This is a genomic window from Mycobacterium kiyosense (genome assembly GCA_021654635.1).
In the GTDB taxonomy this organism is placed as follows: Bacteria; Actinomycetota; Actinomycetes; order Mycobacteriales; family Mycobacteriaceae; genus Mycobacterium; species Mycobacterium kiyosense.
Genome location: AP025179.1, coordinates 5,545,561 through 5,558,174, shown reverse-complemented (window position 1 = coordinate 5,558,174; position 12,614 = coordinate 5,545,561). Strand labels below are relative to the sequence as shown.

Sequence of the window (12,614 nt, the reverse complement as noted above, 5' to 3'; positions counted from 1 at the left end):
GCGACCCGCTCGCTGGACGTCTCAGCCGCTCAGTGCCGCCAGCCCTCGGCGACCTGTTCGTCGAAGGTGCGATCGATGCGCTCGAAGCGGCGGCGGATCGAGGCGCGGGACGCCTCGTGCGGCAGCACGTACAGCCGGTTGGCCAGGATCGCGTCGGCGGTGAGGCGGGCGAACTCGGCGACGTTGACGGTGTCGTCCTGCGCGGGCAGCGGCCCGAATGAACCGGTCACCTCAGGCGAAGACGCCAGCCCGTAATCGGCGCCGCGGATGCGTTCGGAGTTGGACACCAGCTTGGTCTCGATCACCATGGGGCACAGCACCGAGACGCCGATGCCGTTGTTTTTCACCTCGCGGGCCAGGGTTTCGGCCAGTGCGACGACGCCGTACTTAGCCACGCCGTACGCACCGAGTCCGGCGTTGGGCACCAGCCCGGCGAACGACGCGGTGAAGACGAGGTGACCGCCGCTGCCCTGGTCGAGCAACCGCGGCAGGAACGCCTCGACGGAATGGATCGAGCCCCACAGGTCGATGTCGATCACCCAGCGCCAGTCCTCGTGCGTCATCTCCGCAATGGGGCCCGCCACCACGATGCCGGCGTTGCTGAACACCACGTCGACCTGGCCGAGCAGCCGAAACGCCTCGTCGGCCAGATGCACGACCTCCTCGAGATGCCGGACATCGCACAGCACGCCGTGGGCGTCGAAGCCCTGTCCGCGCAGGTGCGTGACGGCCTGCTCCAGCCCCGGCCCGTCCACGTCGGCCAGGACCAGCCGGGCGCCACGGCGGGCGAACTCGGTGGCGGTGGCCAAGCCGATACCGCTGGCGCCGCCGGTGATGACCGCGCCACGACCCTCGAAGCTAGAAATTCCGTCCATACCGACGGAACCCTATTTCAGGCAGCTACCCGCGTCGACAGGCAGGGTGACACCGGTGATGTAGCGAGCCTCGTCAGAGGCGAGGAAGAGCACCGCATTGCTGATGTCCTGCGCGTCCACCCACGGGACCGGCAGCGTGTGGAACATCTGGCAGATCGGCGCCATGTCGTCGGGACCCGGGTTCTCCAGATCCGGACGGAACATCTTCCACGTTCCCTCGTTCATGATCATGCCCGTGCTGACGTGCGTGGGGTGCACGGAGTTGACCCGGATCATGTGGTGGCCCAGCTCGACCGCGAAGGAACGCATGATGCCCACCACACCGTGCTTGGCCGCGACGTAATTGCCGCAATGCGGGTAGGCCTTGAGCCCGCCGACCGAGCTGGTCAGAATGATCGACCCGCCGTTGCCGCCCGAGATGAGGTGCGGTACACCGGCTTTCACCGTCTTCCAGACGCCGGAGAGGTTGACGTCGATCATCTCCTGCCAGTCGTGTTCGCTGCACTGGTCCAGGGTGTCCCCACCGTTGCCGATCCCGGCATTGGCGACGATGATGTCCAGCCGGCCCAACTGCTCGACGCCGGCATCCACCGCGGCCTTGAGTCCGTCGTAGTCGCGAACGTCCACCTCGGCGGTGAAGATCCGCCGGTTGAGGCCTTTGACAAGATCAGCGGTCTCGGCCAGATCCTCCGGCGTCGCAGCCGGGATCGGGCTGGTCTCCACCACCCGCTTACAGACGTCGATGGCGATGATGTCGGCGCCCTCCTGCGCCAGTCGCACCGCGTGGCTGCGGCCCTGTCCGAGCGCGGCCCCGGTGACGAAGGCGACCTTGCCTTCCACACGACCTGCCATGAGCTACCCCTTTTCCTAAGTGATTCAGCCGATTACGGCCGGCATGGATTCCCAACCCCGGACGGTGGACGTCGGGGAAAGCTTCGCGTCGGTGAGGTCGACGTCCCATTCGGGGAACCGCTTCAAGATCTCCTCGAGCGCGATCCGGCCCTCCAGGCGAGCCAGCGCCGACCCCAGGCAGTAGTGGGTACCCACGCTGAACGTCAGGTGTTGACGCGGCTCGCGGCGGATGTCGAAAACGTCGCCGTCGGGCGGGAATTGGCGGTGGTCGCGGTTCGCCGCACCGATCAGCATCATCATCACGCTGCCCTCGGGCACCGTCTGGCCGTAGTAGTCGACATCGCGGGTCACGTATCGCGCCACATGCGGTGCCGGCGGTTCGTAGCGCAGCAGTTCCTCGACGGCCGCCGGGATCAGCGCCGGATTCTCGACCAGGGCGCGCCGCTGATCCGGGTGTTCGGCGAGCACCTTTCCGGCCCAGCCGATCAGCCGGGTGGTGGTCTCGTTGCCCGCGCCGGACACCACGGTGACGTAGGTGAGCAGTTCGTCCCGGCGCATCCGGCGCACGGTGCCGGTCTCGTCCTCGAACTCGGCGTTGAGCAGCTCGGTCATGATGTCGTTGGACGGATGTTCGGCACGCCAGTCGATGTACTGGCCGAAGAACTCGCCGCTGAGCATGGCCTCGGCCGAGAACTCCATCGGCTTGCCGGCTTCGGTCCGCATCTGTGCGTTGGCGAAATCCCTTGCGGCTTCCTGATCTTCCTCGGGTACACCCAGCAGCATGCCGATCACCCGCATCGGCATCTGCGCACCGAGGTCGGTCACGAAGTCGAACCTGCCGCTGCCGATCAGCGGATCCAAACTGCGCGCACAGAATTCACGGATCTTGGGCTCGAGATCGTTGACCTTGCGCGGAGTGAACATGCGGGACAACAACTTGCGGTGGATGTCGTGTACCGGTGGATCCTCGAAGATGAGCACACCCGGCGGCATGTCGATGTTGGCCCGGATGAGTTCGAGGATGGCGCCCCGGGCCGAGCTGAACGTCTGGTAGTCCACGATTGCGTCATCGACGTCGGCGAACCGGCTCAGTGCGTAGAAGTCGTGCTGCTCGTTGTAGTAGAGCGGCGACTCCTCGCGCAGGCGCCGAAACATCGGGTAGGGGTCGGCATTCAGTTCGACGTCGTAGGGGTCGAAATAGACGTCGTTGGCTGCGCTGACTGTCACGGGTAATTGCCCTCTCGCCGGAAGCCGCGCCTTCCCGTCCTCACGGGTGCGCGTTCGTGCCGCCCTAGAACTCTGTCATCACCCACCGAGGAGTGTCAACGTGGAATCCGTTTTGGCTATTTCTCATTCTTGATAACAGAGAATCTAGTTCTCGTCGAGGCGGCGACGTGCGATATTCGCACATTGTCGAATTTGCGGCCGGGTGACGGCCGGCGAAATTATTTGCCGGCGAATCCGCGTGAGCAGAAGTCCCAGACCTCGTCGGCGGAGATGGGTTTGACCGTCGCGTCGTCCGTGCCGCCGCTGGATTGTGCGATGAACATCACGGTCTGCATGGTCATGGCGGCCGCTCGTTTGGGGTTGACGTCGGCGCGCAGTTTGCCGGCCTCCGCCGCGGCCTCGGTGAGTTCGGTAAGCAACGCCAGCAGTGGCGCGTGCGCGACCTTGACCTCGGTGGGATGGGTCACCAGCAAACGCGGGGCGAAGTCGGTGAAGAGTGGTCGTTTGGCCGTCGGGTCCGGGCGGGAGGCCTCGTAGAGCAGTTCGACGGCCACTTTGAGCCGCTCGAGCGGATCGGTGTGGCTTTCGGTGGCGGCCCGGATCTGGTCGGCGGAGCGGCTCAGGGCGTCCTCGAACAGGGCCAGCAGCAACTCGTGCTTGCCGTCGAACTGCAGGTAGAAGCTCCGCAGCGACTGCCGCGAGCGGTCCACGACCTCCTGCACGGTGAAGTCGGTGCTGCCCTTTTCGATGATGATGGCCTGTGCGGCGTCCAGGAAGCGCTGGACGCGTTGCGCCGCACGCAGCTTCGCGGTCTTGATGGACCGCTCGACGGCGCGCTGCTTCCAGGCCGGCTCTTCGCTGGGGGTTGTCACGGGCGGCTCTGCAGGCTGCCGCGAGGTGAGAACATGGTTGGACTGTACCGGAGAACGCCGTGCCATCGGTGCGCTCGACCTCCTCACGGACGATGTCTTGGAGATTGTAACTTCCTCACGACGAGAATACTATTCTCTTTGACGCGTGTTTGGGAAGCAGATTTGTGAGAGCAAGGCACGCGAAGGTTGGAAGGAACCCCGTGCAGCTGAGTTTTGACTCCGACGTCGAACAATTCCGGGCGGAATTCGTGGCATTTCTCGACGAACATCTGCCCGACGAGGCACAGGGAATAGAGCGGCCGCGCTCGTGCTCGCACTTGCCCCCGTGGGCGGCCCGCTGGCAACGGACGCTGTTCGACCGCGGCTGGCTGCTGCCCGGCAATCCGCCGGAGTTCGGTGGACGCAATGCCACGCTGCTGCAGCAGTACGTGCACGCCGACGAGATGGCTCGCCGCCGGATCTATCGCAGCTTCAACCCGCAGGGTGTCGGCATCATCGCGGCGTCGCTGTTGTCGTTCGGCACCGAGGAACAGAAGCGACGCTGGGCCGTGCCGATCCTGCGGGCCGAGATAACCGCGTCGCTGGGGATGAGCGAACCCGGCGCGGGCTCGGATCTGGCGTCGCTGAAAACGAAGGCGGTGCTGGACGGGGATCACTTCGTGGTCAACGGGCAGAAAGTCTGGACCTCCGGCGCGCACGACGCCGACGTGTTGCTGACCTTCGTGCGCACCAATCCCGACGCGCCAAAACACAAGGGCATCAGTGTCTTACTGATCCCGACGGACACCCCCGGGGTGGTCCGTCGCCCCTTCGCGTCGGTATGCGACCGCGACGACGTCGAGTTCAACGAGGTGTTCTTCACCGACGCGCGGGTGCCGGCGGAGAATCTGGTGGGCAAGCTCGACGACGGCTGGCGAGTGGCCACCGGCTCGCTCGGCCACGAACGGGCCATGCTGTGGATGGACTACGCCAACCTGTTGGACCAGATGACAATCGATTTCACGCCGGCCGGTCCGTTGCAGCGGGACCGCTACGCCACCCTGGTTATGGACGCACGCGCGATGCAGCTGTTGGGGTCGGCGGCGATGGCGAAAGCCGCGCGTGGCGAAGAAGACGTGCCCGCGCAATCGGTGCTCAAACTGCTCGGATCGGAGGCCCTGCAGCGCGCCTCCGAAGATGCGTTGAATGCCAGTGGCGCGGATGGATTGGTTCATCCCGCGATCACGGCCCCATTCGCTGCGCTGGACCTGGATGCGCACTCGGGCAGTTGGTTCGACCGCTACGCGCGCAGCTTCGCCGGCACCATCGCCGGCGGTACGTCTGAGATCCAGCGCAACATCGTCGCGGAAAGAATCCTCGGGCTCCCCCGCGGCTGAAGCCGTGCCCTAAACCTCCTGCGCGAGTGTGACTTTCACGACGGAATTGCGGCGAGTCGCGTCGTACGATTCACTTTCGCGGGAAAAAGAGGCAGGCTACAGCTGCGCCAGCCGCGGCGCGGATCCCCGCTGCCGAAGGACTGCGCCGGCCTCGCGGGTGAGCTCGCGTGAGCTGCCGAGCAACCCGTCGAGCACCAACGCCCGTTTGACATGCCGGTGCAGCTGATGCTCAGCCGTGAAGCCGATCCCGCCGAGCACCTGCTGGCAATGCCGGGCGGCGGTCAATGCCGCTTGGCCCGCAGCGGCTTTGGCCAGCAGGCTGGCCAACTCCTCGGGATGGTCGGTGGCGATGTGCAAGGCAGCCTCGGCGCCCTCGACGGCGACCAGTGTCTCGGCAAGCCGGTGCCGCACCGCCTGGAAAGAGGCGATGGGACGGCCGAATTGGACGCGGTCCAGTGCGTGCTGCCGGGCCAGCGACAACATGGCCCGGCCGCAGCCGACCAGCCACCAACCCAGGGCCCGCCGGCCGGCCGCCAGCGGAATCGGATCTCCCTGCGGCACCCGGTGTATCGGCAGATCGCCACCCAACGTCGCGGTGGCTTCGTCGCCTCGCTCCCACAGCACCCAAGAACCGCCGGCGTAGGGCATCGGCACGGTGCCGCCGGCCGCGCGGCCGGCGGCCTGCAGCAGCACGTCGTTGAGCAGCGGTGCCTGTGCGCCGGTTTCGCCGAGCAGACCGAACACCAAAGGTACTGCGGTTTCGGGTATTTCGTCGAGCATATCCAGCCAACCGAGCTCGGCCAGCGCGTCGTCGAGCTTTGCGCCCGACGACGTCAGCATCGCCGATCGCAGCGACTCGGTCAGCATTTGCAGCTCGGGATCGGCCCTCATGAGCTCACTCCTTCCCGAGGTCGAGCAGTCGGCGGGCGATGATGTTGCGTTGGATCTCCGCGGTGCCGCCATAGATGGTGGCCGCGCGCGAGTACAGGTACTCGGGGCGCCATGGCGTGTCGTCGAGCTCCAGCGTCCCGGGCAGCAAGTCGTGGACGGTGTCGTAGAGCTTCTGCTCGGCTCCGGCCAGCAGCACCTTGTCGATAGAGGTGTCCGGCCCCAGCCTCGTCCCGCCGGCCAGTCGGTGCTGGGTGGCCCGCGACCGGCAGCGCAGCGTGTGTAGCGCGAGATAGGCTGCGCCCAAGGCGGATTCGTCGGGCTCGACGGCCTGCTCGATCAGCGCGTCGAAGCGGGAGTACAGGTAGGCGATGCGCTGCCAGAAGCAGGTCGAGCGCTCGAAGGGCAGTAGGTCCATCGCCAGTCGCCAGCCGTCCCCGGGCCGGCCCAGCATCCGACTCGACGGGATCACCACGTCGTCGAAGTAGACCTCGCAGAACTCGTCGACGTCGTGCATGGTGCGCAGCGGGCGAACGGTGACGCCCGGGGTGTCGAGGTCGACGAAGAACGCGGTGATGCCGTCATGGCCCGGCGCGGTACGGGTGAGCAGGATGCACCGGCTGGAATACTGCGCGAAGCTGGTCCAGACCTTCTGCCCGTTGACGATCCAGTTGTCGCCGTTCTGAACCGCTCGGGTGGTCAACGACGCGAGGTCACTGCCGGAGCCGGGCTCGGAGAATCCCTGGCACCACTGCTCGCGGCCGCTGAGCAGCAAGGGGACCATCTCGGCTGCGAGTTCGGTTGAGGCGTAATCGATCATCGTGGGTGCGAGCACCTCGAGCATCGAATACGGCCCGGGCTCGGCCAGTCGGCGTCCCACCACTTCCTCGCCGACGATGGCGCGCAGCAGGGCCGGTCCCCCCAGCCCGCCCACCTCTACCGGCCAGCCGTAGCGCATCCAGCCGGCCTCGTAGAGCGCCGCGCTGACGCGGCCGAACTGCCGCATATGGCCCTGCAACGAATGATCGGGGCCGGGGGACAGGTCGTGCTCGTCGAGCCACGCGCACAGGTCCGCGCGGAACTGGCCGACGTCAACCGGTGGCGATGTCACGGCGTGGGTCGGCCCACCGCGTGCGGGCGCCCGGAGTCGTGCACGCCGCTGCGCCGAATGAAGGTCATCGCACGGGTTTTCAGCCGCCACCCGGCATCGGTGCGCAGATAGGTGTCGCGGTAGTAGCCGATGCGCATGTCGTGGGCGGAATGTTCGATGAAGCACAGCGGTTGGGTGCCGCTGGCCTCGTCGCCGTCCAGGTCCACCAGCGCGGTGCCGGTCATGAACAAACCCTTGGGGGCGGCGGCGACCAGTTCCGGGAATCTGTCCAGGGTGTAGGTGTCGCCGAACGCGCTGTAGGTGCCGTCCGGGGTGAACACTGCGATCAGCCCGTCGATGTCGCCCTGGGTGATGGTCACCGCGTAGCGCGCGAGCAGTTGCTGGATCTCGACCAGATCGTCGGTTCTGGTCGGTTGGTTACTGGACAAAGACCTTCCCGCCTTTCATGACAAAGCTGACGTCTCGGGTAACGGTGATGTCTTCCAACGGATTTCCCGGCACGGCGATGACGTCGGCGAGCATACCTTCGGCCAGCCGGCCCAGATCGCGGGAGTTGATCAGCTCGGCGGCGGTCACCGTGGCCGCTTGCAACACCGCCAGCGGCGGCAGGCCCCATTCCACCAGGGTGACCAGTTCGTCGGCGTTGCGCCCGTGCGGAATCGCGGGTGCGTCGGTGCCGACGGCGATCTTCACCCCAGCCCGGTAGGCCGCCAGGATCGAGGTCCGCGACTTGGGGAACATCTCGGCCGCCTTGGCCTGCAACTCCGGTGGCGCGTGCGAGACGTCCATGCCCTCGGCCAGGCGCCGGGTGCTGACCAGGAACGTGCCGTGCTCGACCATCAGTGCAATGGCTTCGTCGTCGATCAGGAAGCCGTGCTCGATGCAGTCGATGCCGGCCTGCACCGCGTGCTTGACGGCATCGGCGCCGTGCGTGTGCGCAGCCACCCGGAGTCCGCGCCGATGTGCCTCGTCGACGATCGCACGCAACTCATCGTCTGAATAGTGTTGTGCGCCAGGGGGTCCCGTCAGCGACATGACACCGCCGGAGCAGCAGACCTTGATCAGCTGGGCGCCGTGCTTGATCTGGTAGCGCACCGCCCGGCGGATCTCGTCGACTCCGTTGGCGATGCCTTCCTCGATCGTCAGATCCAGCACGTGCGGGGCGAACGCGGCGAACATCGTCGGATCCAGGTGTCCGCCGGTGGGCGTGATCGCATGCCCGGCCGGCACCACGCGGGGCCCCCTCGATCCAGCCGGCGTCGATCGCCTTGCCCAGCGCCACGTCCAGCAGGTAGCCGCCGGTCTTGACGAACAACCCGAGGTTGCGCACGGTGGTGAAGCCGGCGCGCAGCGTGCGGCGGGCATTGCCCACCGCACGCAGCACCCGGGTCGGTGGGTCGTCCTGCACCTGGGACAGGCCCGGCTTCTCGCCGCGCCCGCCCATCAGCAGGTTGACCTCCATGTCCATCAGGCCCGGCAGCAGGATCTGGTCACCGAGATCGATTGTCTCGCCCGCGGTTTCGCCACCGACGCCGACGATGCGGTCGCCGTCGACGCGCAGGATGCCCGGGGGAGACGATCTCGCCGGTCTCGACGTCGAGCAGCCCGGCGGCCTTGAGCGTCTGCACCGGTCAGATCACCGGTTCGTGGAGCACTTCCACCCACGCGGCGCCGCTGTCGGGAACCCGCGGCTGCTTCCAGGCCTCGATCGGGAACGACACCATGACCAGCGACTGCATGATGTGCATGAGGGACTTCGCGTCGTCGGGCAGGTCGTCCAGCGGGAACTGGTCGCAGTAGGCGATGACGTCGTTGAGGAGTGGGAACGCGACGTCGTAGAACTCCTGCATCTCGGCCATCGTCGAGGCCAGCCGTTTGGCGTAGCGGTCCGGCTCGTGGGCCAGATCCCAATCCAGAAACGGTTCCAGCGCAGCGAATTCAGACGGTAACTTTGCCATTGTTCTGGCGCTCCTTCACCCAGTTGTGCACGTAGTCGCCGGTCGTCTTGTGCAGGTGGCGGATCAGGACTTCCTGGTCGCACAGCAGGAACTCCTGGACGGCCCGGGTCCCGATCATGGTCTGGGTCGCTTCCAGGGTGTTGGCGTCCTGCAGCGCGTACTCCTTGAACGTCACCGCGGCCAGCTCCTGGGCCAGGCGTTCGCGCGCGTTGCGCGGCGGCACGAAATACAGCACGGCTTCGAAGATGTGCTTGTCCACCGCGGTCGGCCAGTAGTGGTACGTCAGGAACCAGCCCGGCTCCCAGATCAGCAACATGAAGTTGGGGTAGAAGAGCCACGAGTCGATGCCCCACTGCGGTACCCGCTTGACGTTGACGCCCTGGGGCAGCTCCAGCTTTTCGATGATCTCGGGCTTGTCCCAAGGCCCGAACAGGCCGCTGCGCAGCACTTGGTCCATCGGCTTGACCATGGACATGTCCGGCGGTGGCGCCTGACCACCCCAGGTCGACTGCAGGCTGTGCGGGCCGGCCAGTTCGTAGTGCAGCGCCTCGTAGCCGAACTTCTGGATCTTGGCGGCTTCCTCCTTGGTGTACTGCCCCTGGTGCAGGATCGGCGCGTGGTAGAACTCGACGAACGCGTCGATGAACAACTTCCAGTTGCTGCCGACCTCGGCGCGGTAGGAGTAGGTCTCGGTCATCTCGCCGAACGGGTAGCCCTCGATGCTCTTGGCCAGTGGACCCAGGTAGTCGACCAGTGGCGCCGCGTTGTTGTCGAAGTTGATGAAGATGAAGCCTTCCCACACCTCGCAGCGGACCGGCGCCAGGCCGTAGCGGCTCTTGTCGAGGTTGAAGAACTCGTCCTCCTGCTGGACGAACGTGAGGTCGCCGTCCAGGCTGTACCGCCAGGCGTGGTACTTGCAGGTGAACTGCCGGCAGGTTCCGGAGGTCTCCTCGTTGGGAAAGTCGTTCCACACCAACTTGTTTCCGCGGTGCCGGCAGACGTTGTGGTACGCCTTGACCGAGCCGTCCTTGGTCTTGACGATGATCACCGAGGTACCGGGTCCGGCCGAGGGCAGTTCCCGGGTGAAGTAGCTGCCGGTGCGCGGCAGCCGGTTCACCCGTCCGACGTTGAGCCACTGTTTGCGGAACACCGCTTCGCGCTCGGCCTCGAAGAACGCCGGGTCGATCGAGTCGCTGTAGTCGACCGGGTCGGTCCCCAGCTCGGGATAATTCTCTGTCCAGCTGCCGGCAGCTGGCTTGGGGAAGTGGGCCAACGTCCTACCTTTCTCTCAGTCTTCAGTCTGGTGGGTCTTTTCGACCTGAACGCCAAAAGTGTTGAGCGCCATGGCCAACATGATGTAAGAGCCGACGGTGAACACGTAGTCCATGCGCTGGCGATCGTCGAAGCGGGTGCCGAGGGTCGCCCAGGTCTGGTCGGACAACTGGGATTTCTCGTCGAGTTCGTCGACTCCGACGATGACGGCGCGCTCGAACTCGTCGCCCGCCCAGGCGTCGCCGCCGCTTCGCACCGCCTCGATCTCGTCGTCGGTCACGCCCTCACGCTTGGCGAGGTTGACGTGGTGGTTCCACTCGTAGGCGCACTGGCGCCGGTGCGCGGCCCGCAGGATGGCCAACTCGCGGATGCGCGGCGGCAGGGTGGAGGTGAATAACAGGTGGACGTTGAACCGAAGGAACGCCTTGGTGAGCGCCGGATGGTTGACCAGGGTCGCCAGGATGTTGGACGCGTCGCGCGGATTGCGGCGCTCGGCGGGCAGCATGACGGCCAGCGCCTGGTCGACGGACTCGTCCCACTGGTCGGCGGGCAGGGGCGGCAGACGCATCTACCTGGGTTCCTCTCGATCAAGGAGAATCCTATTCTCATTTCCAACTAATAGACTTGCATGAATCGCTCGGCTGGTCAATCCTGGCTCGATGGGCGGCCGGACGGCCGGCTGCGGGACTGCCCGGCGGTGACCCGGCGAAGCCGGCGATTCGCCCGGCCGAAACGCCCGCTACGGGGCCGACAGTGCGCGCGGCGCCGATGCTGGATGTTGATTCTCGCTTCGCGAGAAGATAGTTTTCACATATAGCGAGCTTTGCGAAGGTGGTGCCGCCGCGCGCTCGAATGGACCCCGATTAGGAGGGAACAGCCCATGAACAAAGAGGACATGATCCTGATCAGCGTGGACGACCACACCGTCGAGCCGCCCAACATGTTCAAGAACCATCTGGCCAAGAAGTATCAGGACGACGCGCCGCGCCTGGTGCACAATGCCGACGGCTCGGACATGTGGAAGTTCCGCGACACGGTGATCCCGAACGTCGCGCTCAACGCCGTCGCCGGCCGGCCGAAGGAGGAGTACGGCATCGAGCCGACTGGGCTCGATGAGATCCGGCCCGGTTGCTACAACGTCGACGAGCGCGTCAAGGACATGAACGCCGGGGGCATCCTGGCCTCGATCTGCTTCCCGTCGTTCCCCGGCTTTGCCGGGCGCCTGTTCGCCACCGACGACCACGACTTCTCGATCGCGCTGGTGCAGGCCTACAACGACTGGCACATCGACGAGTGGTGCGGCGCCTATCCGGCGCGATTCATCCCGATGGCGATCCCGGTGATCTGGGATGCCGAGGCATGCGCCGCCGAGGTGCGCCGGGTGTCCAAGAAGGGTGTGCACGCGCTGACCTTCACCGAGAACCCGGCTGCGATGGGCTATCCCAGCTTCCACGACGAGTACTGGAACCCGCTGTGGAAAGCCTTGGTGGACACCGACACAGTGATGAACGTGCACATCGGTTCCTCGGGGCGGTTGGCGATCACCGCGCCGGATGCCCCGATGGACGTGATGATCACGCTGCAGCCGATGAACATCGTGCAAGCCGCCGCCGACCTGCTGTGGTCGCGGCCGATCAAGGAATACCCGGACCTCAAGATCGCGCTGTCCGAGGGCGGAACCGGCTGGATTCCCTACTTCCTGGAGCGCGCGGACCGGACCTACGAGATGCACTCGGCCTGGACGCACCAGGACTTCAAGGGCAAGCTGCCCAGCGAGGTTTTCCGTGACCACTTCCTGACCTGCTTCATCAGCGACAAGGTCGGTGTGGCCCTGCGCAACATGATCGGCATCGACAACATCTGCTGGGAAGCCGACTACCCGCACAGCGACTCCATGTGGCCGGGTGCCCCCGAAGAGCTGTGGGATGTGCTGTCGCTGAACAACGTGCCCGACGACGAGATCAACAAGATGACCCACGAGAACGCCATGCGCTGGTACTCGTTCGACCCGTTCACCCACATCAGTCGCGAACAGGCGAGCGTCGGTGCGCTGCGCAAGGCCGCCGAGGGACACGACGTCTCCATCAAGGCGCAGGGTCACGAAAAGGACAGTCGTGGCGGTTCGTCGTTCGCCGACTTCGCGGCTAACGCGAAAGCCCTTACCGGCAACAAGGACTAGACGG

Annotated in this window: 12 protein-coding genes and 1 pseudogene; 2 read left to right on the top strand and 11 right to left on the bottom strand. The window is 65.8% G+C overall.

Features of this window, described 5'->3' with window-relative positions:
• Positions 1 to 29: 29 nt before the first annotated feature.
• From L6444_RS26115 to L6444_RS26100, 4 genes are all read right to left on the bottom strand, one after another.
• Positions 30 to 866, bottom strand: coding sequence for an SDR family NAD(P)-dependent oxidoreductase (locus tag L6444_RS26115; protein WP_370653201.1), 837 nt, complete (start codon positions 864 to 866; stop codon positions 30 to 32).
• A gap of 21 nt (positions 867 to 887) precedes the next feature.
• Positions 888 to 1,727 (bottom strand): mycofactocin-coupled SDR family oxidoreductase, encoded by an 840-nt coding sequence (locus L6444_RS26110; protein WP_236978093.1) that lies wholly within the window; start codon positions 1,725 to 1,727, stop codon positions 888 to 890.
• 24 nt (positions 1,728 to 1,751) lie between these two features.
• Positions 1,752 to 2,954, bottom strand: coding sequence for a cytochrome P450 (locus L6444_RS26105; protein WP_236978091.1), 1,203 nt, complete (start codon positions 2,952 to 2,954; stop codon positions 1,752 to 1,754).
• Positions 2,955 to 3,172: 218 nt separating this feature from the next.
• Positions 3,173 to 3,826, bottom strand: coding sequence for a TetR/AcrR family transcriptional regulator (locus L6444_RS26100; protein ID WP_236978090.1), 654 nt, complete (start codon positions 3,824 to 3,826; stop codon positions 3,173 to 3,175).
• 200 nt (positions 3,827 to 4,026) lie between these two features.
• On the opposite strand from L6444_RS26100, the gene L6444_RS26095 reads away from it, so the two are divergent.
• A complete protein-coding gene (locus L6444_RS26095) occupies positions 4,027 to 5,202 on the top strand; it encodes an acyl-CoA dehydrogenase family protein (RefSeq protein WP_236978089.1) in 1,176 nt (391 codons plus the stop codon).
• Between the two features lie 96 nt (positions 5,203 to 5,298).
• Here the strand turns inward: L6444_RS26095 and L6444_RS26090 are convergent, their stop codons facing one another.
• From L6444_RS26090 to L6444_RS26060, 7 genes and pseudogenes are all read right to left on the bottom strand, one after another.
• Positions 5,299 to 6,093 carry an acyl-CoA dehydrogenase family protein gene (locus L6444_RS26090; RefSeq protein ID WP_236978088.1) on the bottom strand — a complete coding sequence of 265 codons (795 nt, stop codon included), beginning with the start codon at positions 6,091 to 6,093 and terminating at the stop codon, positions 5,299 to 5,301.
• A gap of 4 nt (positions 6,094 to 6,097) precedes the next feature.
• Complete coding sequence (locus L6444_RS26085; RefSeq protein ID WP_236978086.1) at positions 6,098 to 7,201, bottom strand: acyl-CoA dehydrogenase family protein; 1,104 nt, start codon at positions 7,199 to 7,201, stop codon at positions 6,098 to 6,100.
• Positions 7,198 to 7,629 carry a nuclear transport factor 2 family protein gene (locus L6444_RS26080; protein ID WP_236978084.1) on the bottom strand — a complete coding sequence of 144 codons (432 nt, stop codon included), beginning with the start codon at positions 7,627 to 7,629 and terminating at the stop codon, positions 7,198 to 7,200. The genes L6444_RS26085 and L6444_RS26080 overlap by 4 nt, the downstream gene beginning before the upstream one ends.
• Positions 7,619 to 8,829: pseudogene (locus L6444_RS26075) on the bottom strand (metal-dependent hydrolase family protein). Before L6444_RS26075 ends, L6444_RS26080 begins: the two are co-directional and overlap by 11 nt.
• A gap of 3 nt (positions 8,830 to 8,832) precedes the next feature.
• The gene (locus tag L6444_RS26070; protein WP_236978083.1) at positions 8,833 to 9,159 is read right to left on the bottom strand and encodes a hypothetical protein; all 327 of its coding nucleotides are present in this window, start codon (positions 9,157 to 9,159) and stop codon (positions 8,833 to 8,835) included.
• Positions 9,140 to 10,432 (bottom strand): aromatic ring-hydroxylating oxygenase subunit alpha, encoded by a 1,293-nt coding sequence (locus L6444_RS26065; protein ID WP_236978082.1) that lies wholly within the window; start codon positions 10,430 to 10,432, stop codon positions 9,140 to 9,142. The genes L6444_RS26070 and L6444_RS26065 overlap by 20 nt, the downstream gene beginning before the upstream one ends.
• A gap of 15 nt (positions 10,433 to 10,447) precedes the next feature.
• Positions 10,448 to 10,999, bottom strand: a complete 552-nt coding sequence (locus tag L6444_RS26060; RefSeq protein ID WP_236978081.1) for a carboxymuconolactone decarboxylase family protein — start codon at positions 10,997 to 10,999, stop codon at positions 10,448 to 10,450.
• A 312-nt stretch (positions 11,000 to 11,311) separates the two neighbouring features.
• Here L6444_RS26060 and L6444_RS26055 point away from each other — a divergent pair, with 312 nt between their 5' ends.
• Positions 11,312 to 12,610 (top strand): amidohydrolase family protein, encoded by a 1,299-nt coding sequence (locus tag L6444_RS26055; protein WP_236978080.1) that lies wholly within the window; start codon positions 11,312 to 11,314, stop codon positions 12,608 to 12,610.
• Positions 12,611 to 12,614: the final 4 nt, after the last annotated feature.

What these genes read in the sequence shown, in the direction of transcription:
- L6444_RS26110 (WP_236978093.1), bottom strand. Translation starts at nt 1,727, where the DNA reads ATGGCAGGTCGTGTGGAAGGCAAGGTCGCCTTCGTCACCGGGGCCGCG.
- L6444_RS26090 (WP_236978088.1), bottom strand. Translation starts at nt 6,093, where the DNA reads ATGAGGGCCGATCCCGAGCTGCAAATGCTGACCGAGTCGCTGCGATCG.
- L6444_RS26070 (WP_236978083.1), bottom strand. Translation starts at nt 9,159, where the DNA reads ATGGCAAAGTTACCGTCTGAATTCGCTGCGCTGGAACCGTTTCTGGAT.
- L6444_RS26060 (WP_236978081.1), bottom strand. Translation starts at nt 10,999, where the DNA reads ATGCGTCTGCCGCCCCTGCCCGCCGACCAGTGGGACGAGTCCGTCGAC.
- L6444_RS26055 (WP_236978080.1), top strand. Translation starts at nt 11,312, where the DNA reads ATGAACAAAGAGGACATGATCCTGATCAGCGTGGACGACCACACCGTC.